General features: G+C 69.2%; 19 protein-coding genes and 2 pseudogenes. 12 read left to right on the plus strand and 9 right to left on the minus strand.

All coding sequences use genetic code 11. The features are described 5' to 3' along the window. The first annotated feature begins 412 nt into the window (after positions 1-412). The 7 genes from ADK64_RS15085 (at position 413) to ADK64_RS47235 (ending at position 9,269) form a co-directional block, all read left to right on the plus strand. Positions 413-1,426 carry a LacI family DNA-binding transcriptional regulator gene (locus tag ADK64_RS15085; protein WP_053659078.1) on the plus strand — a complete coding sequence of 338 codons (1,014 nt, stop codon included), beginning with the start codon at positions 413-415 and terminating at the stop codon, positions 1,424-1,426. A gap of 140 nt (positions 1,427-1,566) precedes the next feature. Continuing rightward, the gene (locus ADK64_RS15090; protein ID WP_053659079.1) at positions 1,567-2,814 is read left to right on the plus strand and encodes a sugar ABC transporter substrate-binding protein; all 1,248 of its coding nucleotides are present in this window, start codon (positions 1,567-1,569) and stop codon (positions 2,812-2,814) included. Between the two features lie 20 nt (positions 2,815-2,834). Continuing rightward, on the plus strand, positions 2,835-3,815 hold the full coding sequence (locus tag ADK64_RS15095; protein WP_053659080.1) for a carbohydrate ABC transporter permease: 981 nt from the start codon (positions 2,835-2,837) through the stop codon (positions 3,813-3,815). Continuing rightward, complete coding sequence (locus tag ADK64_RS15100) at positions 3,812-4,636, plus strand: carbohydrate ABC transporter permease (RefSeq protein WP_053659082.1); 825 nt, start codon at positions 3,812-3,814, stop codon at positions 4,634-4,636. Before ADK64_RS15095 ends, ADK64_RS15100 begins: the two co-directional genes overlap by 4 nt. Before the next feature lie 84 nt (positions 4,637-4,720). Then, complete coding sequence (locus ADK64_RS15105) at positions 4,721-6,457, plus strand: amylo-alpha-1,6-glucosidase (protein WP_053659084.1); 1,737 nt, start codon at positions 4,721-4,723, stop codon at positions 6,455-6,457. A gap of 139 nt (positions 6,458-6,596) precedes the next feature. Next, on the plus strand, positions 6,597-8,375 hold the full coding sequence (locus tag ADK64_RS15110; protein WP_053659086.1) for an RICIN domain-containing protein: 1,779 nt from the start codon (positions 6,597-6,599) through the stop codon (positions 8,373-8,375). Between the two features lie 480 nt (positions 8,376-8,855). Next, entirely contained in the window at positions 8,856-9,269 is a 414-nt protein-coding gene (locus ADK64_RS47235) for a universal stress protein (RefSeq protein WP_234384578.1), read from the plus strand. Positions 9,270-9,394: 125 nt separating this feature from the next. Here the strand turns inward: ADK64_RS47235 and ADK64_RS15120 are convergent, their stop codons facing one another. Both ADK64_RS15120 and ADK64_RS46650 read right to left on the minus strand, forming a co-directional pair. Next, entirely contained in the window at positions 9,395-10,153 is a 759-nt protein-coding gene (locus ADK64_RS15120) for a FadR/GntR family transcriptional regulator (protein WP_053659087.1), read from the minus strand. Then, a complete protein-coding gene (locus tag ADK64_RS46650) occupies positions 10,116-11,147 on the minus strand; it encodes a hypothetical protein (protein ID WP_199829616.1) in 1,032 nt (343 codons plus the stop codon). Before ADK64_RS46650 ends, ADK64_RS15120 begins: the two co-directional genes overlap by 38 nt. Between ADK64_RS46650 and ADK64_RS45910 the strand changes: the two genes are divergently transcribed. Then, positions 11,146-11,337 carry a hypothetical protein gene (locus tag ADK64_RS45910; protein WP_159046255.1) on the plus strand — a complete coding sequence of 64 codons (192 nt, stop codon included), beginning with the start codon at positions 11,146-11,148 and terminating at the stop codon, positions 11,335-11,337. The two genes, ADK64_RS46650 and ADK64_RS45910, sit on opposite strands and share 2 nt — an antisense overlap. Positions 11,338-11,376: 39 nt before the next feature. After that, a complete protein-coding gene (trpC, locus tag ADK64_RS15130) occupies positions 11,377-12,285 on the plus strand; it encodes an indole-3-glycerol phosphate synthase TrpC (RefSeq protein WP_107092997.1) in 909 nt (302 codons plus the stop codon). Positions 12,286-12,447: 162 nt separating this feature from the next. On the opposite strand, the pseudogene ADK64_RS48980 reads toward trpC, so the two are convergent. After that, a pseudogene (locus ADK64_RS48980) lies at positions 12,448-12,587 on the minus strand (IS256 family transposase); the annotation flags it as partial. 592 nt (positions 12,588-13,179) lie between these two features. Here ADK64_RS48980 and ADK64_RS47240 point away from each other — a divergent pair. After that, positions 13,180-13,482, plus strand: coding sequence for a phosphotransferase family protein (locus ADK64_RS47240; protein ID WP_234384579.1), 303 nt, complete (start codon positions 13,180-13,182; stop codon positions 13,480-13,482). 307 nt (positions 13,483-13,789) lie between these two features. Here the strand turns inward: ADK64_RS47240 and ADK64_RS47245 are convergent, their stop codons facing one another. Together ADK64_RS47245 and ADK64_RS47250 are read right to left on the minus strand one after the other, a co-directional pair. Next, positions 13,790-14,428 (minus strand): hypothetical protein, encoded by a 639-nt coding sequence (locus ADK64_RS47245; RefSeq protein ID WP_053659093.1) that lies wholly within the window; start codon positions 14,426-14,428, stop codon positions 13,790-13,792. Positions 14,429-14,582: 154 nt separating this feature from the next. Beyond that, positions 14,583-15,551 carry an RNA polymerase sigma factor gene (locus ADK64_RS47250; protein ID WP_053659095.1) on the minus strand — a complete coding sequence of 323 codons (969 nt, stop codon included), beginning with the start codon at positions 15,549-15,551 and terminating at the stop codon, positions 14,583-14,585. 582 nt (positions 15,552-16,133) lie between these two features. Here ADK64_RS47250 and ADK64_RS15155 point away from each other — a divergent pair. Further along, a complete protein-coding gene (locus ADK64_RS15155; RefSeq protein WP_053659098.1) occupies positions 16,134-16,337 on the plus strand; it encodes a cold-shock protein in 204 nt (67 codons plus the stop codon). A 152-nt stretch (positions 16,338-16,489) separates the two neighbouring features. Here ADK64_RS15155 and ADK64_RS15160 read toward each other — a convergent pair whose 3' ends face one another. The 3 genes and pseudogenes from ADK64_RS15160 to ADK64_RS48640 all read right to left on the minus strand — a co-directional run. After that, positions 16,490-16,921 carry a hypothetical protein gene (locus ADK64_RS15160; RefSeq protein WP_234384580.1) on the minus strand — a complete coding sequence of 144 codons (432 nt, stop codon included), beginning with the start codon at positions 16,919-16,921 and terminating at the stop codon, positions 16,490-16,492. Further along, the gene (locus tag ADK64_RS15165; RefSeq protein WP_420712977.1) at positions 16,918-17,745 is read right to left on the minus strand and encodes a polysaccharide deacetylase family protein; all 828 of its coding nucleotides are present in this window, start codon (positions 17,743-17,745) and stop codon (positions 16,918-16,920) included. Before ADK64_RS15165 ends, ADK64_RS15160 begins: the two co-directional genes overlap by 4 nt. A gap of 460 nt (positions 17,746-18,205) precedes the next feature. After that, positions 18,206-18,334 (minus strand): annotated as a pseudogene (locus tag ADK64_RS48640) (ATP-binding protein); the annotation flags it as partial. 166 nt (positions 18,335-18,500) lie between these two features. On the opposite strand from ADK64_RS48640, the gene ADK64_RS15170 reads away from it, so the two are divergent. Next, positions 18,501-18,911, plus strand: coding sequence for an IS110 family transposase (locus ADK64_RS15170; RefSeq protein ID WP_234384587.1), 411 nt, complete (start codon positions 18,501-18,503; stop codon positions 18,909-18,911). 138 nt (positions 18,912-19,049) lie between these two features. Here ADK64_RS15170 and ADK64_RS15175 read toward each other — a convergent pair whose 3' ends face one another. Further along, the gene (locus tag ADK64_RS15175; protein ID WP_053659103.1) at positions 19,050-19,952 is read right to left on the minus strand and encodes an FG-GAP repeat domain-containing protein; all 903 of its coding nucleotides are present in this window, start codon (positions 19,950-19,952) and stop codon (positions 19,050-19,052) included. Positions 19,953-20,213: the final 261 nt, after the last annotated feature.

Here is a 20,213-nt window from a genome sequence, read left to right on the forward strand (position 1 = left end):
CCGAGTCCTCACATACGTGGATCCCGATGGCGGCGTGTGCGTCGAACCGGTTCGGTGGCGCGGCGAGCGGTACTGGGCAAATCTTCTGGATGGCGGGGTTCGTGCCCCTGCGCTCGGGGGCAGGCGCGGCGTGCGTCCATGGCTGTGGGAAGGATTGCTTCATCGAACGGGTTCGGGAAGCTAGCACCGGTGAGGCTGACCAGCAATCCCTTCAACACAAGGTTCTCCTCGGAGCGATACGGGTCGGAGAGGTTGATCCAGGAGTGTTGACAGGAGTTCGAGGAGTTCCTACCTTCACTTCACGTGAACCGGTTCGACGACCGGCTCTCGCTCCTGATCCGTTTCCACGCCCTCACGACCGGCGACCCGCTCCCTCTTCGTAGAGTCGAACCGGTTCGAAAAAGGAGTCGTCGTGAATATCGGTGAGATCGCGCGGCGGGCCGGTGTTTCACGGAGCACCGTTTCCTACGCGCTGAGCGGCAAGCGCCCGGTCTCGGACGACACCCGCCGGAAGGTCCAGCAGGTCATCGACGAGTTGGGTTACCGCCCGAATGCCAGCGCACGCGCCCTGGCCAACGGCCGGACCAGCACGATCGGCCTGGTGTTCCCTCCGGCCGGCAACCACTACACCGGGATGCAGCTGGACTTCATCGGCAGTGTGGTGGAGGCCGCCGCGGCCCACGACTACGACGTGCTGCTGTCACCGAGCGGTGTGGACAGCGACCGCTCGTTCCAGCGATTGCTGGGGGAGCGGAGGGTCGACGGGGCGATCCTGATGGAGATCAGACTGGAGGACGACCGGGTCGATCACCTGGCCGCCCTGGACTTCCCCTCGGTCGCCATCGGCCGCACCGCCCATCCGGAGGGCGGCTGGTGGGTGGGCCTGGATCACACCGCGCTGGCGGCGGCCTGCGTGCACCACCTGGCGGACCTCGGCCACCGCAGGGTCGCCTTCGTCAACCGTCCCGAGCAACTGTTGCGGGCCGGATACGAGTCCGCGCATCGTGGCCTGGACGGCTTCACCAAGGCCGCGGCCGAACGCGGGCTGACCGTGCGGACGTACTGTTGCGGGGACGACGCGGCATCGGGCCAGGCCTGCCTGGAACAGATCCTGCACGACGACCCGGCCACCACGGCCCTGGTCACGCTGAACGAGGCCGCGCTCGGCGGCCTCTACCGCGGGCTCGCCCAGGCGGGCCGCCATGTGCCGCGCGACTTCTCCGTCACCGGGGTCGTCGCCGGCCGGTGGGCGGAGACGGTGACCCCGCAGCTCACCGCCGCCGACGTGCCGGCGGAGGAGATGGGCCGGCGCGCCGTCGACCTGCTGGTGGAGCGCCTCGACCACCCCGACGTACCGCCCCGGAACCATCTCCTCGTGCCGCCGATCTCCCTGCGTGCCAGCACCGGGCCCGCTACGGCGTCCTGACCCCATTCCACGGGTAGCCCCCGTGGACCTACTCCACCGCCGATCGACCGACAGCTCATCGGTGCTGTTCGGCGTGCCCGTTCCTCCTCATCACCCCGTGCCGTCGGCACCCGCATGCCCAGACCAAAGGAACCCTCGCAATGAACAGCTTCTCCAGACAGTGTCGTCTGACCGCCGCATCCCTGGCCGTCATGACCGTGGCCGCCGGTGCCGCCGCCTGCTCCTCCGGCTCCGGCGGCACCAGCACCAAGGGTCCCGGCAGCGGCACGTACACCGTCTGGGACCCCTACCCTCAGTTCGACAAGACCTCGGCCTGGGCGAAGCTGCTGGACCAGTGCGGCACCAAGGCCGGAGTGAAGATCAAGCGGACCGCCTTCGACACCAGCGACCTGGGCAACAAGACCCTCCTGGCGGCGCAGCAGGGCAACTCGCCGGACGTCCTCATCGTCGACAACCCGATGGTGTCCACGCTGGCTGAGGCCGGCGTGCTCACCACGACGGACGACACCAAGCTGGACACCTCGAAGGTGGACCCCAATCTGCTCGCGGCCGGCCAGTCGGGCGGCAAGACGTACGGCACGCCGATCGGCGCCAACACCCTCGCCCTCTACTACAACAAGAAGGTGCTGAAGCAGGCAGGCGTCGACATCGCCTCGGTCAAGGACTGGACGTCGCTGACGGCCGCGCTGGCCAAGGTCAAGCAGGCGGGCAAGAAGGGCATCACGTTCTCAGCGATCGGCACGGAGGAAGGCAGCTTCCAGTTCCTGCCCTGGTTCTGGGGCTCGGGTGCCAAGCTGACCGCACTCGACTCCTCCCAGGGCGTGTCCGCGCTGACCCTGTGGAAGGACTGGCTGAAGAACGGCTACGCGCCCAACTCGGTGCTCAACAACACCCAGACCACCAGCTGGCAGGAGTTCGCCAGCGGCGACTACGCGTTCGCCGAGAACGGCACCTGGCAGCTCGCAGGCGCCAAGAAGGCCGGCTTCGATTACGGGGTGCTGCCCATACCGGCCGCCACGGGCGGCAACACCGCAGCCCCGACCGGCGGCGAGTTCGTGACCGTCCCGGTCCAGCAGGACACCGGCCGCTACGCCACCTCCGAGAAGCTGGTGACCTGCCTGACCAGTGCCGACAACCTCTACGACACCGACACCACCCTGTCCTACGTGGCCCCCACCAGCGAGGTCCAGGACAAGCAGGTGGCCGCGAACGCCGACCTGAAGCCGTGGGTCGACGCGGTCAAGGCGGCCAAGGGCCGCACCAGCGACGGCCTGGGCACCACGTACCCCAAGATCTCCGAGCAGATGTGGAAGGCCGTTCAGTCCGCCCTCAGCGGGTCCAAGTCCCCCAAGGACGCGCTGTCCGCGGCCCAGTCCGCCGCCAAGTAGCCCGATCACAAGGGTCCTTGATGAACCACACGACACAGCTGTCGGACCACCCGTCCGAGCACGTCCGCAACGGGGCGGCCGCCGTCCCGCCCCCGACCCCCGCCACGAAACGCCTTCGGCCCACCTCCACCCAGTGGGCCGCCTGGGGATTCCTCGCCCCGGTGACCGTCTATCTCGCCCTCTTCTACGCCTACCCGCTCTACCGCAACCTCGACCTGAGCCTGCGCGACTACACCGTCCGCTCCTTCGTCCAGGGCGACGCCCCGTTCACCGGCCTGGCGAACTACCGCAAGGTCTTCGCCGACCCGACCTTCGCCCCGGCCCTGGTCCACACCGCGCTGTTCACCACCGTGTGCCTGGCCTTCCAGTACGCCATCGGGCTCGGACTCGCGGTGTTCTTCAACCAGAACTTCCGGCTCTCCGCCACCCTGCGAGCCCTGTTCCTGGTGCCCTGGCTGCTGCCGCTGATCGTCTCGGCCTCCACCTGGTCGTGGATGCTGGGCAGCGAGTCGGGTGTCGTCAACGCCGCCCTGCACGCCATCGGAATCGGGCCGGTCGACTGGTTGACCTCGCCGTCCTGGTCGCTGGCCTCGGTGATCATCGCCAACGTCTGGATCGGCGTCCCGTTCAACCTGGTGGTCCTTTACAGCGGCCTGCAATCGATCCCCGCGAGCCTGTACGAGGCCGCCGCCATCGACGGGGCGAACGCCTGGCAGCGCTTCTTGCGGGTCACCTTCCCGCTGCTGCGCCCGGTGTCCGCGATCACGCTGCTGCTCGGTCTGATCTACACGCTCAAGGTCTTCGACATCATCTGGATCATGACCAAGGGCGGCCCGGCGGACTCGTCCACCACCCTCGCCACCTGGTCCTACCAGCTCGGCTTCGGCAACCTCCTGCCCGCCTTCGGCCCCGGCGCGGCCGTCGGCAACCTGCTCGTGGTCGTCGCCCTGGTCTTCGGCCTGGTCTACGTCCGGGCCCAGAGAAGGCAGGCGCTGTCATGAGCCGGAGCCCCAGGCGCAACCGGGCGAAGACCACGATCGGCGTGCTGCTGACCGGGATCATGCTCTTCCCGGTCTACTGGATGCTCAACGTCTCCCTCACCCGTGACCAGGACATGCGCAAGAGCCCGCCGGACCTGCTGCCGCTGCACGGCACCCTGGCCGGCTACCGCACCGTGCTCGACGAGCAGTTGCCCTACCTCGGCACCAGCCTCGTCATCGGCCTGGGCACCGTCGTCCTGACCGTCGCCCTCTCCGCTCCCGCCGGCTACGCCCTGGCCAAGCTGCGCCCGCGCGGCGCCGGCATCCTGAACTTCGTCCTGCTGGCCGCCCAGATGATCCCGGGCATCATCATGGCGATGGGCTTCTACGCCATCTACCTCCAGCTCGGTCTGCTCCAGTCCGTCCCCGGCCTGATCGTCGCCGACTCGACCCTGGCCGTCCCGTTCGGCGTCCTCATCTTCACCGCGTTCATGTCCGGCATCCCCGGTGAACTGCTCCAGGCCGCCACGACCGACGGCGCCGGGCCGCTGCGCACCTTCTGGTCCGTCGTCCTGCCGATCAGCCGCAACGCCGTCGTCACGGTGTCCCTGTTCGCGTTCCTGTGGTCCTGGTCCGACTTCGTCTTCGCCAGCACCCTCGCGGGCGGCGGCGCCCACGAGCCGATCACTCTCGGCATCTACCACTACATCGGCAACAACAACCAGCAGTGGAACGCCATCATGGCCACCGCGGTCGTCGCCTCCCTGCCCGCCGCGGTCATCCTCGTCCTCGCCCAGCGCTACGTCGCCGCCGGCGTGACCGCCGGTGCCGTCAAGGACTGACAGCCCCTCCCACTCCCGCACGACGGCTGACCCGACTGCGGGTCGGCCGACCTTCGCCCCTGCCCCAGAAACGAGTCCCACCGTATGACCGCCGTCCGAACCGGCCCGGCCTTCTCCGTCCACGACATCCCGTTCAGCACCTACGGCTCCTGGTTCGACATCTCGCCCGTCGTCGCGGAGAAGACCTACGCCGAAGATCTCCACCTTGTCTCGCACCAGAACGGCATGCACGCCGTCCTGCGCCTGGTCCCTCTGGACCCGGCCGCGGGGGAGCGTGTCGAGACCCGCGTCGAGGCGACACCGGGCCTGCTCAGCTGGGCCGGCGCGAGCGGGCGCGTCGACCTTGCCTACGAGTCACCGGACACCGTACGACTGCGGGGGAACGGCCTGGGCTTCGGCGTCTTCGCCGCCGCACAGACCCTGACCCCGTTCAGCGGAACGTACTTCTTCCACGACCCGGCGGCGGACGCGCACATCTTCACGTCGTACGAGACCGGACGCCGCTACCGCGTCACCGTGCTGTCCGGCACCCTCGCCGCGACGGCCGGAGCCCAGGCCCTGGGCAGCGCCGACCGCGGTGTCGCCGTGACCGCGGAGGCGGACGGCACCTGGGAGATCGCGGTCGAGGAACTCGACACAGCCCGCCCGCCGTACAAGTCCTCGGTGACCTTCGACGACATCATGAAGTCCGCAGAGGGGGCCTTCAGGGACTTCGTCGACGCGGTGGCCCCCTGGCGCTCGTCCGCCACCCCGGCAGCCGAACTCGCCGCGTACGTCGTCTGGTCGGCGACCGTGGCGCCGACGGGCCTGGTCACCCGTCCCGCCGTGCTGATGTCCAAGCACTGGATGGACAAGGTATGGAGCTGGGACCACTGCTTCAACGCCCTGGCGCTGGCCCCCGGTTCACCGCGACTGGCCCTGGACCAGTTCCACCTGCCCTTCGACCACCAGGACGCCGCCGGGGCCCTGCCGGACTCGGTCACTCACTCAGAGGTCCTCCACAACTTCGTGAAGCCGCCCATCCACGGCTGGGCCTTCGGCCACCTTCGTCGTCGGCTTTTGACGGCGCCCAGCCAGGCGGAACTGGCCGCGGCGTACGGCCGGTTGACGCGCTGGACCGACTTCTGGCTCACCGCGCGGCGCGCGCCAGGAACCGAACTCGCCTACTACCAGCACGGCAACGACAGCGGCTGGGACAACGCCACCACCTTCGACCCCGAGCGGGTGGTCGTCACCGCCGACCTGGCCGCCTTCCTCATCCTCCAGCTGCACGAACTCGCCGACCTGGCCACGGAGTTGAACAGGCGGGACGAAGCGGATCGGTGGACACGCACGGCCGAGGAGATACAGACGGCCCTGCTCGACCAGCTCTGGACCGGCGACCGGTTCGTCGCCCGCGGGGCCGAAACCGGGGACACCTGGAGCAGCGCCAGCCTCCTGGACCTGATGCCCATCGTGCTGGGCGAACACCTGCCCGGCGGGATCAGCAGCGCGCTGGCCGACCGCATCAAGGCCCATCTGACGCCGTACGGCCTGGCCACCGAACCGCCCACCTCCCCGCACTACCTCCCCGACGGCTACTGGCGCGGCCCCATCTGGGCCCCGGCCACCGTCCTCGTCGAGGACGGCCTGCGCCGTGCCGGCCACCACCGGTTGGCCGACGACATCAGCGCCCGCTTCCGCGCCCTGTGCGAGACGCACGGCTTCGCCGAGAACTTCGACGCCCTCACCGGGACGGGCCTGCGCGACCGCGCCTACACCTGGACCGCCAGCAGCTACCTCCTCCTCGCGCAAGCGCACGCACACCGAGACGGCCACTGACCGACTGCCTCCCCACAGCCCCGGGGCCACTCGGGTCCCGGTTCATTCTCCTCTCCCCAGGAGCCGCACAATGAAGTCGCCCATTCCCAGAACCGTCCTCCGGACCAGACGCCGAGCCCTCTCGTCCGTCGTCCTCCTCATGACCGCCGTCGCCTCGACCCTGGTTCCCGCCGCCCCCTCCCAAGCCGCGGACACCAGCGTCACCGTCGACTTCGCCACCGCCGGCGGCGCCCCGACGTACCACGCCTCCGGAATGATCTACGGCATGACGCCGGACGGCTCGCTGCCGCAGGACCACTTCTTCAAGGACATCAAGTGGCACTTCATGCGGGCCGGCGGCGCGCAGCTCAACAGCGGCGGCTACGCCACCAGCCTCGCCGACTACCAGACCCGCTGGAACGCGACCCTGGCGCAGTACAAACGGACCGTCGCGCTCGGCGGCACGTTCGTGCTGCTCCCGCACGACCTGTGGGGCGCGGACGGCACCACCAACCAGGGCTGGCCGGGCGACAACGGTGACTGGACACAGTTCGACAACTTCGTCACCCAGCTCATCAACGACGTCAAAGCCAACAACATGACCGTCGAGTGGGATCTGTGGAACGAGCCCGACGGCGCCGGCTTCTGGAAGCCCTCGCAGGCGCAGTACCTGCAGATGTGGTCGCGCTTCTACGCCCGGGTCCGGACAGCCTTCCCTGGTCAGCTCATCGTCGGACCGAGCACGGCCTCCCAGTCGAACTCCTCCAACACCTGGTGGACCACCTACCTGAACTACGTCAAGGCCAACAACGTCGCCCCCGACATCTACAGCTGGCACGACGAGCCGGGCGACCCCGCCACCGACGTCGGCCGCGCCAACTCCGTCCTGTCAGCGGCCGGGTTGCCCCACTCCCGCCCCTACCAGATCAACGAGTACGCCACCCTGTCCATGCAGTCCCCGGGCGGCGGCGCCTGGTTCGTCGGCCGCCTGGAGCGCGCCGGCGCCGACGGTCTGCGCGGCAACTGGGCCTCCGGCACGGGCCTGCACGACGACGAGGCGAACCTGCTCACCAAGAACGGCACCGGCCAGTACCTGCCGCTCGGCGAGTGGTTCCTGTACCGCTACTACGGCTCGCAGACCGGCAACATCGTCAATCTCGTCCCCGGCACCAACACCGACGGCCTCGCCACCAAGGACAACACCGCCGAGAACGCCAAGATCCTGCTCGGCAGCAACGGCAACACCGGTACGGTCACCGTCAACCTCACCGGCCTCAACACCACGTCGGTCGTGGAGAACAACCAGGTCCGTGCGGTCGTCCAGCGTGTCCCGTACGACAACGGCGCGGCGGTCGCCGGACCGGAGACGATCTCCGACACCACCCTGGGTGTCAGCAACAACGCAGCGTCGGTGAGCATCCCCTGGTCGAACGCCAAGGACGGCTACACCGTCACCCTGCTCCCGCCGTCGAACACGACCGTCGCCACGGTCGCCGTCAGCGAGAACAGCGGGCAGTGCCTGGACGACACCAACCTGAGCACCGCGAACGGAACGCAGTACCAGCAGTGGTACTGCGAGGGCGGTTACCAGCAGATGCTCGACCTCAAGCCGGTGAGCGGCAAGACGAACACGTACACCGTGGTGAACGACCTCAGCGGCAAGTGCCTCGACGTCTCCGGGGCGTCCACCGCCGACGGCGCCGCCGTCATCCAGTACACCTGCAACGGCGGCACCAACCAGCAGTTCACCCTCAACCCCGTCACCGCGCTCGGCAACAGCAAGGACTACCAACTGGTCGCCGTCCACAGCGGCAAGTGCGTCGACGTCAGCAACGTGTCCACCACGGCCGGCGCGCTGATCCACCAGTGGACCTGCGACCCGGCGAACGTGCTGAGCACCAAGAAGAACCAGGTCTGGCGCCTCTCCGGCAAGGGCTGACGCCCGGTACCTTGCCACAGCTGTCACGGCTCAAGGTCCGACCCGGAGTTGGGAACGCTCGCGTGCAGCGGAAGGCCCCGCCCACCCGCCAAGGGGGAGACGGATGTGCGGGGCCGGCCGTGAAGCCTGACCAGTGGCTGCCCTGGCCCTCCGGTGCCACGCGCACGGTGGCTTCCCCCATGGCCGGTGTCCCGGCGGCGTGCCAGCGGCCGAGGTGCTCCTCGACGGCATCCCAGAGCGGGTCAGGACCACCTTGTCGAACGATGCAGCGGCCGCCCCGGCGCCGGAGCGTGGCCGGCGAGGTCGCGGTCCCGGAGCAGTACTTCAGCTGCATCCCGGCCGAGCGCGGCGAGTTCGTCGCCGCGCCGTCGACGTGATCAGCGGGGCGAGTCGAAGCCGTCGACGACGTGCCGCAGATCGGCCTCGCCGGCATGTCGAAGCAGCGCCGTCCGCGCCCACGCGCCCGACGACGCCGACATCGTGCTGCTCCACGTCACCCCGGCCGAGGTCCCGGGCGCGGCGCACGGTGCCTTCGCCGGTCTGCTCGGCCGCGGCCATGGCAAACGCGACCCCGGCACGCAGAAGAAGCAGCTGGCCGCCGCCTCCGCCGAGACGTTCCTGGCCGAGTCCGCGCAGCGTCTGGACCGTCCGTGCGCCCATGTCGAGCGGACCGGCCGCGTCGAGCGGGAGGTCGTCGCCGCGGTCGACGGCGCCGACCTGCTCATCCTCACCCGCGACGGTGACCGGACCCGTCCCGGGCCGCGCAGCCTCGGGCATGCCGGCCGTTTCATCGTCGACCACGCCCCGTGCCCCGTCCTGCTGGTGCGGCCCGAGCCCGCACCCGGCATCGGCACCACCCCGGCCCTGCCACCCCACCTGCCGCACCACCGATAGCGGCAGGCACCCGGCACCGGAACTGACTGCTGTCGATCTCCTGCCCCGCTGTCTCATGCCGGAGCGAGCCGGCCCTCTGCCGACATGGCTTGGTAGGGGGCCGCAGGTGGGCCCCTGTGAGCTCCTCACTCCTCCTGGTGGCGGGGCTTCGCCGGAGCACCCCGTGGACGTCCCACTGAGCCGGTGACGAGTGACTCCGAGGCGTGCAGGTGTTCCCTCAACCACTGCTCCGTGTTGTTGACATGCAGGAGGGCGGCGGCCTGGCTCAGGAAGGCGTCACGGGTTGAGAGGGCCGAGAAGATCGACTCGTGTTCGGCGAGCGTGCGGCCCGCGGCCTGATCGTCGACCAGGCCGCGCCAGATCCGGGCACGCAGCGTACGGCCCGATATGCCCTCCAGGAGCGTGAGCAGCGAGTTGTTGCCCGTCGCGGAGATCACGGCCCGGTGGAAGGCCACGTCGTGGGCGTTGAGCTGCTCGACGTCGTCCCGGGCCCCGCTCATGGCGTCCAGATGGCGCTTGACCTCGGCGAGCTGCTCGTCGGAGATCCGGGTGGCGGCCAGCGCGGTCGCCGCCGGCTCCAGCAGCCTGCGGACCTCCATCAAGTCCAGCAGAGCGGCCGAGTCGTTCTGGAGGAGTTCCACGGCTCCGCCGAGGCCTTCGAACAGCAGGCTGGGCTCCAGACTGGTCACGTACGTGCCATCACCTCGCCGGACCTCCAGCACGCGTGCGACGGCCAGTGCCTTGACGGCCTCGCGGGCGAGGTTGCGGGACAGACCCAGCTGGGCGGCGAGATCCGCCTCCGGTGGCAGTTTCGAACCCGGAGGCAGCGCGCCGCTGCGGATCAGCTCACGGATGTGCTCGATGGCCTTGTCTGTCAAAGACACCGCGCACTCCTCCCGCGACCGGCCCGCGACCGGCCCGCGCCGGTACGTCCATCAGGCCCGAGCGCGAAGATCGACTCACAGACCGCCGGGAACGGGCCGATGGTGAAGCTGCACGTTTCGTTCGACCTGTTCGTGGTTTCGCATGCTCAGGGTGACGTCGATGATACTGGGACGCGTGCCGGGGGAGGCCATGGCCGCGGCGGGCCGGCTCGTCCAGTGTTCCCTCGGCGGCCTGTCGTGGGGCGAGCAGCCCGGAGTTCTGGAGGCCGTCACGGACAGGCGAGGCGCCTGGAGCTGTTCCGAGGCCGCGAACCGGTCGAGGACTTGGAACACGTGGGTCGCCGTACCGGTGGCCGATGGCGTGCGCGTGCATGTGCCACCCGTCCGCGTCCGGGGCGCCGACAAGAGTCTGGTAGTCCCGGTCGCTGACGCACAGGTCGCCGCGGTGGTCGGTCGGCTTGCCCTGGGCGCCCGGGTAGGGCGTCAGCAGGGCGGCGGTCTGGGCCGGGAACTCCATCACGCCGTCGAGGAACACCTTGGCCGTCGTCAGTCGCAGCGTGGCCGGTCCGGCGAAACGTCTGCGCACGTCGCGCAGGTACTCGGCTGCCGCCTGGGGCTTCTTGGCCAGGTCGGCGTCGATCAGCAGCGCCGGGGTGATGTGCTGCGGCAGCAGGCCCTGCTTGACGAGGTCGGCATAGGTCTTGACGCTGTCCTCGCTGCGCAGGCGGACGTTCCTGTCCGCGGCCGGAGCAGGTGCGCTCGCGGTTGCCGGTACCGCTACGGCCGCCCGGGCCGCGACCGGCCGCTCCCCGGCGCGGGTGGCCACCGTAGTGCTGAACGGGCCGGTGTCCACCGAAGCCCAGGGAGGCGCACCGGCCCAGGTGATGGCCGCCGGCAGCGACGGAAGGATCCTCACGGTCGGGTCCGACGCGGAGATACGCCGTCGCATCGGCCGCCGTACCGTCGTCAGCGACGCCCACAGAGGTACGGTCATGCCGGGCCTCCAGGACGGGCACATGCACCCGCTCGCTGCGGCCATGCGGTCCCTGAACCCGTCTCTGCGCAAACAGAACATGACCGTTCCGCAGTTCCGCGCCATGCTCCAGGAGATGCTGGACGCCACGGCGCCTCAGGACCCGGACGGCTGGCTCCACGTCACCGACCGGAACCCGGTCGGCCTGTAGCCCGCGGGCACCGTCGCAGACAAGACGCTGCTCGACTCGCTGAACACCAGGCGTCCGGTCTACCTGCAGGGTTCGGACTTCCACAACAGCCTCGTCAACAGCCGGGCACTCGCGCTCGCGGGAGTCGGCCGCGGCACCGCCGACCCGGCGGGCGGGCACATCGTCCGCGGCAGCGCGGGGATCCTCGCGGGAGTCCGCGAAGACCTGGAAGCGCGTAAGCGCGCGACGCCATTGGCGGAGCTGCGCTCCCGGGCAGCGGACGCGGCACCCGCGATCGACCCGCTGCCCGCGTTCCGGGCGCCCGGGGTGTCCGTCATCGCCGAGGTGAAGCGAAAGAGCCCCAGCAACGGTGCGCTAGCAGACATCCCCGATCCTGCATCCCTCGCGAGCCAGTACGCGGTCGGCGGTGCCGCTGCCATCAGTGTGCTGACCGAGAGCAGGCGTTTCGGCGGCTCTCTCGCCGACCTGGACGCCGTACGCGCCCGGGTCGATGTGCCCGTCCTGCGCAAGGACTTCATCGTCGACCCCTATCAGCTGTGGGAGGCTCGCGCGCACGGCGCCGATCTTGCGCTGCTCATGGTCGTGTCGCTGGACGACGGCCGGCTCGCTGACCGGATGGGGCTGTGCAAAGAGTTGGGCCTCACGCCGCTCGTGGAGGCACACACGGCCGACGAAGTGCGGCGCGCCATCGCCGCGGGCGCAGAGCTCCTCGGCATCACCGCTCGGGACCTGACGACGCTGCACGCGGATCGCAAGGTCTTCGCCGACCTCGTGACGGCCATCCCGGAAGGCACGGTCAAGGTCGCGGAATCGGGAGTGACGGGCCCAAAGGATGTTGCGGAGTACCGAGGTTGGGGAGCCGACGCGGTGCTGGTCGGCGAGGAACTGGTGCGCTCGGGAGACCCGCGCAGCGCCGTGCGCGAGTTCATCGAGGCGGCCGGGGGGTAACGGCGACTGGCTCGGCCGGTGGCGCGCCTGGACATGACGAGCCGAGCCACCGGACCGATTCGGCTCCGGCCGCTGTGGAGGCCGGGGCTGTCTTCAGCCGGTTCGGCGGGGGGCGGTCGGCCACGGAGTACCTGCGGAGACGCAGCGTCGGTCGAAGACCTGCCGTTCCAGCGAGTTGGTCGACCAGAACTTCTCGCAGTGTGCGTCGGCGGAACGTCGACGAACGCGGTGATGTGTGTTGCCGCATCCAGCAGTATCGTCTTGACCTGTGGAATCTGCCGTCCGAGCATGTCGCCGACCACACATTTCACGAAAACCTGCGACGAAGAACGCCCCGAGCTGGTGATCCAGGCCGCCACCACCATCTCCGCCGTCCAGGATCCAGCGGGCACAACGGGTGCGCGGCATCACTCCGCTCGGCCCCATCGCCGCCGACCACAGCAGCCAGGCCAAGGCGGGGTACGGCCTCGGCAAGGCGCCCTTCACCATCGACTGGGACAACCAGCAGGCGATCTGCCCACGCGGGGCGTGGCACCAACGCAGCAGAGTTCGCCATGTGAGCGTGCGCTCGTCCGGTCCAGGTGCGCGGCCACGGCGCCCATCGAGATCGGGGAAGCGACAAGTTATTGAGAATTCGAGGCAGTGATCGGGCAGGGTGGAGGGATGCCTGAGTCGTCCTTGCCGGGAGGTTTCGTCAATGCGGTCGTTCGTGTCGGGGACACGGTGCGCCGTCCGGCCTCTGCTCGCACGAGGTTCGTGGGTGATCTGCTGAGGTTGCTCGGAGCATGTGGATGCGGCGGAGCTCCGCGGTATCTCGGTGCGGACGACACGGGTCGCGAAGTGCTGAGTTACCTTGACGGGCATGTGGCGTGGGAGCCGCGACAGCCCGCTGCCGTGTCGTCGGACGAGAGCCTGGTGGCGGTCGCTCGGCTGGTGCGTGAGTTCCACGACCTGACGGCCGGCACCACGCTGGCTGGAGACCACGAGGCCGTGTGTCACAACGACCTGTCGCCCAAGAACACGGTCTATCCGCTGGTCGGTGGCGCGCTTCGGCCGGTGGCGTTCATCGACTGGGATCTGGCGGCGCCGGGTGCGCGGATCCATGACATCGCTCATGTCTGCTGGCAGTACCTCGGTCTCGGCCCTGCCGTGGCCGACGTCGGGGGAGGCGGCCCGGCGCATGAAACTGATCGCTGACAGCTACGAGTTGTCGGACCGGCAACGTCTTGTGTCCACGGTCTTGTGGTGGCAGGACAGGTGCTGGCGGGGCATCGAGACTGCAGCTGATGCAGGAGACGTCGCCATGGTCCGCCTTCGGTCTGGCGGGGTGGTGAGGGAAGTACAGAGAGCCTGTCAGTGGGTTTCCGATCATCAGGGTGCTTTGGAAGGCGCACTGCAGTGAGCGCGTGGCGGTAGTCGGCCGGGCTGTGGGGTGGCTTCCTGCGCAGGTCGATCAGAGCGTGGGGGACCCTCGCACCGCCCCGCCCGGGCAAATCGCGCAACGTCAGGACACGACGGAGCGCTGGGGCACGGTGCCCGCGTCGGTCGGCGTGGAGCGGGTGGTGTACTGCGGTACGGGGGCGTCGTCGCGGCCGGTGTCGCGCACGAGTCCGTACCGTTCGCGGTCGGCGGAGTGCGGGGCCGGGGGAGTGGCGATGTCGTCCGCTGTCTGCTGCCGGGAGGAGGGCAGGACGTCGAGGTTGTAGTCGGCCTGGGTTTCGTTGAGGTGGAGTGTGATGCTGCCGTCGAGGTAGTAGTACTCGTTCTGCCACATCTGTTGGGCTCCCGGCGGGAGGGTGATCAGTCCCTGCTGCCTGTTGCCCATCCAGGTGCCGTCGGCGGTCGCGCCCGGCTGGCGATCGTCCATGCGGTGGCCGCCGCCCGAGGCCACGTGGAACAGCCTTCCTCGCAGTCCGGTCCACGAGGGCATGGTCAGCAGCCCGGGGCGCAGCCCGTACATCACGTCCCAGTGGACGGTGAAGTAGCCCTTCCCGCGCAGTACCACCGTGTCCCCACGGTGGACGAGCTGGTAGCCGTCCAGGTGCCTCTTGAGCCCCGTCATCGTCACCGCGGTCTGCGGGCGGTGGGGCAATGCCGCGGGCGGCCGGTCCGGCGGCGGCGCGCTGTCCACGGTGTCGACCACGGACCCGTACCGAGGCCGGGGCGAGGGAGGCGAGACGGCCGAGCCCAGTACCGGTGCCGGCCGCGACGGTGGTGCGGATGCGGATGCGGTGGATAAGCGCGGGTGCAGGGCCGGAAGCCGTCGGGGCGGTGGCCGGATGCTCCGACGGGCTGGATCAGGGGGCCGCGTACACGAGCACGCCACCGCCCACGGCGAGCAGCGCACTCGCCGCCACCACGGCCTTCGCGGTGAGACTCGTCCCTGCGGTCCCTGTCGTCGCGGAACCTCCGCCGCCCGAAGGGGCCGTGGTGCCGGCATGGTCGCCCGCCGCGGTGTGCGTTCCCGTGGACAGCCACGGGCGCCAGGCCGGCAGTGCCGCCGGCACGGGCAGGAGGGCCAGGGGCGCCAGCAGTCCTTCCGGGGCCAGCATGCCTTCCTCGTGGCGCACGCACCGCGGGCATTGGCGCACATGGCGGCCGAGGCGTTTGCGCCACAGGCCGCTGGGGGCGCCGTTCCAGTCCAGGGTGAGCCGGGTCAGTTCTCCGCATGCGGGCCTGGCCGCGAGGGCTCGGACGATGACGCGGGAGGTGTGCAGGCGCTCCTTCATGCGTTGTACCCGTACTGCAGCTTGATGGCCGGTCAAGTCCAGAGCGGAAGCGAGCTCGGTCCGGGCGAGCCGGCCGGCCCTCTCCAGCCACCACAGTGACAGCAGCTCCCGGTCGTCCTCGTCGAGCCAACGGGTCGCGCGCACGGTCTCCTCGCGCTGCCCGGACAGCCGCAGGTTGAGGATGACCCCCTCGGTGAAGTCGGCGGCCGGGTCGGGCCGATGCTCGGCCGCGTCGAACGCCGCTCCCGGCGTCTCCCTCCTGCCGCGCCTGCGGATGTGGTCGCGGACCTCGTTCACGGTGATGGTGATCACCCAGGATCGGAATGCCTCCGGGCGCTCCAGTCCCCCGATGCCGCGCAGGATGCGCATCATCGTCTCCTGGACGATGTCGTCGACGTCGTCGCGGTACGGGTGCGCACGCGCCGCGACGCTGTGGACCAGCGGAAGCGTCCGGGAGCTGAGCTCTTCCAGGGCGTGGCGTTCGCCCGCCCGAGCCGCGACGATCACGTCGGCCGCGGGCGCGGCATGCTGTGGCATCGGGTCTCCCTTCGACCTGCCGCGGGTACGAAGCCCCGCTCGCGCCGAACGAGCCAGGCTGCGGGGGTCCTCGGGCAACCGCCGTCGGTATCGCAGACACCGCGGCAGCGATGCCATCGCATGGGGTGAGCGCTGACAGCTGTGGGCGGGCCCGTGGAATCCGTGGCGGCCGGGGGGCAGCGGGAGTGACGCGGGGACGTACGCACACGCGAGCGGCTGCGTACGAAGACGAAGACCGCGGCGACGCCGGCGAGAACGACGCCCGCCAGTCCTGCGACGGTCCACAGAGCACCGGAGTTGCTGCCGGTGTCCGCCATGGTGCCGGTGGAGGCGCCCGGGGGCGTGCCCGCTCGGCCGGTCCGGACCGGGGAGGGTGTCGGTCCTGTCGCGGCGGAGGAGGCGAGAGCGGTGAGCACGGTGTGGGCGTCGGCCCGGCTGACGGAGAAGCGCGCTCCGCCGATGGCGAGACCGGTACCGGAGACTGTCGCGGTCGTCGAACCGACGGTCAGCTCGGGGGAGTTCCGGGGAAGAAGGATCTTCGCGTCGGTGACGACCTGAAGCTTGCTCGAAGGAGACAGGCGCATGGCCAAGGGCACTGTGAAGTGGTTCAACGCGGAAAAGGGCTTCGGGTTCATCGAGCAGGAGGGCGGTGGCCCGGACGTCTTCGCTCACTACTCGAACATCGCCGGCCAGGGCTTCCGTGAGCTCCAGGAAGGCCAGAAGGTTGAGTTCGACGTGACGCAGGGCCAGAAGGGCCCGCAGGCGGAGAACATCCGCCCCGCGTAATGCCACATGCAAAGAAATCCCGGCCGATGGGTCCAGCCTGGTTGGGATTTCTTCGTTCCCGCCCGCCGGTTGCGCCTGGGAGGTGTGTCCGTTGGACGGGTTCTGCGGCGGCCCGTCCGCGGCGGGGGTGACGAGACGGGCGCACGTTCAGCTCACTGAGGACTGCGTGTCAGGGCGCTGAGCGTCCGCAGCTCGGCGAGGCGCCGCTGATACATCGGGCCAGCCGCGTGCGCACCGCGTGCCTCGGACGGCGTCGCCGGCTCGATCAGGTGGTGAGAGAGCGCCTTCAGGTGGGCCGACCATGCGATGACGTGTTGCTGCGTGGGCCGGCCGCACTGCTGCGGCTCACCGGGCAGGCATAGCGGCAGTTCGGGACCGAGCTTGTTGGCCGCGTGCCGGATGTAGCGCGCGACGGTCAGCCACTCCTCGTCATTGCAGATCTTGGTGGAGGCTATGCGCGCGAGGTCAGCGCGATTGCCTCGGCGGGTGATCCGCCAGGCTGCGGGCGGATGGCGCCCGTCCACTGTGGTTCCGTTTCCTGCCCGGCCGGGCAGGCCAAGGGTGGCTGAGTTGTCAGGGATCATCCGGCTGGTGACTGGATGTAGTCTTCCAGGCGCGCTACGGTGAATCCCTGCTCTTGGATACGCCTGAGCAGGTTGGCGAACATCTGTGTCATCGTGGCACCTTTGAGTTCGCTAGGCCCGCGGAAGTGGGCCAGGATGATGTCACCGTCATGCAGCTTCTTGTCCCCTGCCTGGTACTGCATGTTGCGGATCTGCATGGATTCTCGCCACCACACGATCGCACGTGGTCCGCACTCGCCCACCGCGATTTTGGTGTTGCTGTTGTACGCGCCGTACGGCGGGCGGAACAGCAGCGGTGCGGTGCCGTATTCCTTGGTGAGGATCTTCTGGTCACCGCACACCTCCTCCTTCTGGCGGGCCAGGGGGATGGTGCTCATGACGGGGTGGTGCAAGGTGTGGTTCTGGATGTGGTTGCCGAGCGCCTGCAGGGATCTGAAGTACGCGTAGTCCGGCTTGATGGCGTCGTTCATCAAGAACATGGTGATCGGGATGTGCAGATCCCGCATCATCTCGATGAACTTCGGATCCTTCTCCTGTCCGTCGTCCACGGTGATGAAGACGACCTTCTGCGAGGTCGGGAGGTGGGTGAAGACCGGGACGGCTCCGGTGGCGGAGAGTTTCACCGGCTTGTCGGCCGGCGGCTGCGGAGGGGCCGGCAGCGGGGTCAGGCCCCACTTGTGCCAGAGCGCGGTGTCACGAGCACCGGCCGCGGTGCTGGCGGCGCCGCTAGGCGAGGCAGAGGTGGCAGCGGCATGACTGGTTCCGCTGCCGCTGCTCGAGCTGCACCCGCCGATCGCCAGGACTGCTGCGACCGTTCCCGTCACCGGCCGGTACCACCGGCCCCGACCCGTATACCGTTGCATTGCGCCGACCCCAGTTGTCTTATGGCCATGATCCACTGAGGATTTAACCTGATCGCGTATAAAAGCCGACAATCGCCAGGTGTGAATTCGGTACGCAGTGCGGAGCTGTAGTCGGTGGCACGGCGAGCCGTGACCGTCATGTGAACCGTCGGTTCGGCCCGGATGGCGTCGTGGCCGGGGAGGGAGATCATGCCGTGTGCGGGAGGTCCAGGGGGTGCAGCTTCCTGGTCTTGGGAGCCGGCAGGCGTCAAGCGGCATGTCCTACGCGTTCGTCTGCCGGGGCGGGCGTGTTCGGGCCGTCCTTCAACTCGGCGAACTGCCCTTTCAGCCGTGCTTCGTGTGTGCATCGACAAGAACGTTGATCTTTGCTTCGGATGACGGACCTGACGCGGTGGTGGCTCAGGCTGCGTCGTCGCGGTCCTCGTTCGATGGCAGCGAGCCGGTTCTTGAGGCGGTAGCTGGAGCTGTTGACGGAGATGACGCCGCAGCGGTGGAGGGAATGGTCGAGGATGGCGGTGGGCAGGACCTCATCGTCGAACGCTTGTCGCCAACACCCACATCGCTCCGGCCCCCGGCCACCTCACCGTCCGCCAGGGCGCCCACGTCCGCTTCGCCGAAACCAGCCGCATCCCCATCACAGTTCCGCCACCTGGTGACTCCACCCAGGCCGACGCCGACCATGACCCGTCCGCCCGGAGGAGAACAACCGCGTGACCATGCTTGCAGAACAAGTCGACGGCGTCATCGGAGTCGACACCCACCGCGACACCCTCGCCGCAGCCGCCGTCAGCCCCATAGGCGCCGTCCTGGAAACCACCGACGCACCGGCTCACACCCGCGGCTACCGACGCCTGCTGGCGTTCGCCCGCCAGCACGTACCCGGCCGCCGCTGCTGGGCACTCGAAGGAACCGGCAGTTACGGCGCCGGCCTCGCCGATTTCCTGAAAGACGCTGGTGGACGCGTCGTCGAGGTCTGCCGCGCCAAGCGCCCGCCGGTCCGTGGAGGCCGCAAGACGGACATGCTCGATGCCGTCCGCGCGGCCCACGAGGCCCTGGCCACCGACCGGTTCCCGCAGGGGCCGGGCCCGCTCGTCGAGGAGGTTCCTGCCGGACTTGGCAACCGATGATTCTTGTCGCATGCGCACCGGTAGCGCGCACCGCCACACCCCGTTTTGACGGAACGAGCGCTGCTGGGGTTGGGCTCGGAGCCATGGAAGCGCTCGCGGGAATCCGTGCAGGGGCCCGTCAGGCCCCTGCACGGGGCGTTAGAAGAGGTCGCGGTACTGATTGAAGCCGGTGCCGATCTTGACTTGGGACCTGAAGGGCGCGGCCGTCCTGCCCGTCCCCCTGAACAGCCACAGGTTGCCCTGGAGATCGCGGGCGAGCAGATCGCTGTGGCCGTCGCCGTCGACGTCCCCTGTGGCCACCAGCTTGTTGAACTGGTTCCAGCCGGAACCCACCTTCACGCGGGACGCGAAGGGCTTCCGCGGATTGCCCGTGCCCTTGTACAGCCAGAGGACGCCCTGCTTGTCCCGGGCGAGGATGTCCGGCCTACCGTCGCCGGTCAGGTCGCCCTGGCCGGTGATCTGAGTGAACTGGTCCCAGCCGGGGCCGACCTTGACGTGCGGTGCCAGCGTGCCGTCGGCCCTGGTCTGGAAGCGCCAGAGGACACCCTGCTTGTCGCGGGCCAGCAGGTCGGGGTGCTTGGCACCGCCCAGGGTGCCAGGGGAGAAGACGACGTTGTACTCACCCCAGCCGGTGGCCACTTTCTTGAGGGTCCCGCTGCGCCAGAGATTGAGCGTGCCGTCGTCCATGACGTGGTACGCGCCGTCCTGGTAGCCGGTCAGATCGGGGTCGACCGACGCCCCGTACCTGAAGTGCGGCCAGACGTAGGCGCCCGACCGGTCGTCGAAGCCGCCCTTACCGTTTTGCATGTAGACGTACATCTGGCCCGACGGCAGGATCCCGGAGAGGAAGAAGGACGGCGCGGCGGGGGTGGGCTTGCGCTGCCCGGCTGCGGTGGCGCCTCGGGCGACGTTCTGCGCCGGACCGGTCGTCGCAGAGGCGTCGGCCAGTGCGGTGCCGGTGCCGGTACCGACCAGGGCGACGGCGATCGCCGAGGTGACGAGACGCGTCAGGGCGCGTGCACGCCGGGAGATCTGGGTCACGTATGAACTCCATGAGGCATGAGGTATGCGGAAATCAGGCGGTGCGCCCTGCACGGGTGTGGGGAGCACTCGCATCATTGTGTGGATCTTTGCACCTCTGGCTCAGTGGTTTTGCGGTGGCGCACGGAACGCACAATTCCGCCTGGACAGCACTGCGGCAGGGCCGCCAAGGCCGCTTCGCAGGGCTTGGCCCCACCATCGGCCACCACCGCCTGCGTCAGGTCGGAAACCCGCTCCATCTCCACCCCCGCCTCGACCAGA

It is taken from the genome of Streptomyces sp. MMG1121 (genome assembly GCF_001280015.1).
Taxonomy (GTDB): domain Bacteria; phylum Actinomycetota; class Actinomycetes; order Streptomycetales; family Streptomycetaceae; genus Streptomyces.

Bases quoted from the DNA above. Each gene is read 5' to 3' on its own strand.
- ADK64_RS15090 (WP_053659079.1), top strand. From the start codon at position 1,567: ATGAACAGCTTCTCCAGACAGTGTCGTCTGACCGCCGCATCCCTGGCC.
- ADK64_RS15095 (WP_053659080.1), top strand. From the start codon at position 2,835: ATGAACCACACGACACAGCTGTCGGACCACCCGTCCGAGCACGTCCGC.
- ADK64_RS15100 (WP_053659082.1), top strand. From the start codon at position 3,812: ATGAGCCGGAGCCCCAGGCGCAACCGGGCGAAGACCACGATCGGCGTG.
- ADK64_RS15105 (WP_053659084.1), top strand. From the start codon at position 4,721: ATGACCGCCGTCCGAACCGGCCCGGCCTTCTCCGTCCACGACATCCCG.
- ADK64_RS15110 (WP_053659086.1), top strand. From the start codon at position 6,597: ATGACCGCCGTCGCCTCGACCCTGGTTCCCGCCGCCCCCTCCCAAGCC.
- ADK64_RS45910 (WP_159046255.1), top strand. From the start codon at position 11,146: ATGCCGGGCCTCCAGGACGGGCACATGCACCCGCTCGCTGCGGCCATG.
- ADK64_RS46650 (WP_199829616.1), bottom strand. From the start codon at position 11,147: ATGACCGTACCTCTGTGGGCGTCGCTGACGACGGTACGGCGGCCGATG.
- ADK64_RS47250 (WP_053659095.1), bottom strand. From the start codon at position 15,551: ATGCCACAGCATGCCGCGCCCGCGGCCGACGTGATCGTCGCGGCTCGG.
- ADK64_RS15155 (WP_053659098.1), top strand. From the start codon at position 16,134: ATGGCCAAGGGCACTGTGAAGTGGTTCAACGCGGAAAAGGGCTTCGGG.
- ADK64_RS15160 (WP_234384580.1), bottom strand. From the start codon at position 16,921: ATGATCCCTGACAACTCAGCCACCCTTGGCCTGCCCGGCCGGGCAGGA.
- ADK64_RS15170 (WP_234384587.1), top strand. From the start codon at position 18,501: ATGCTTGCAGAACAAGTCGACGGCGTCATCGGAGTCGACACCCACCGC.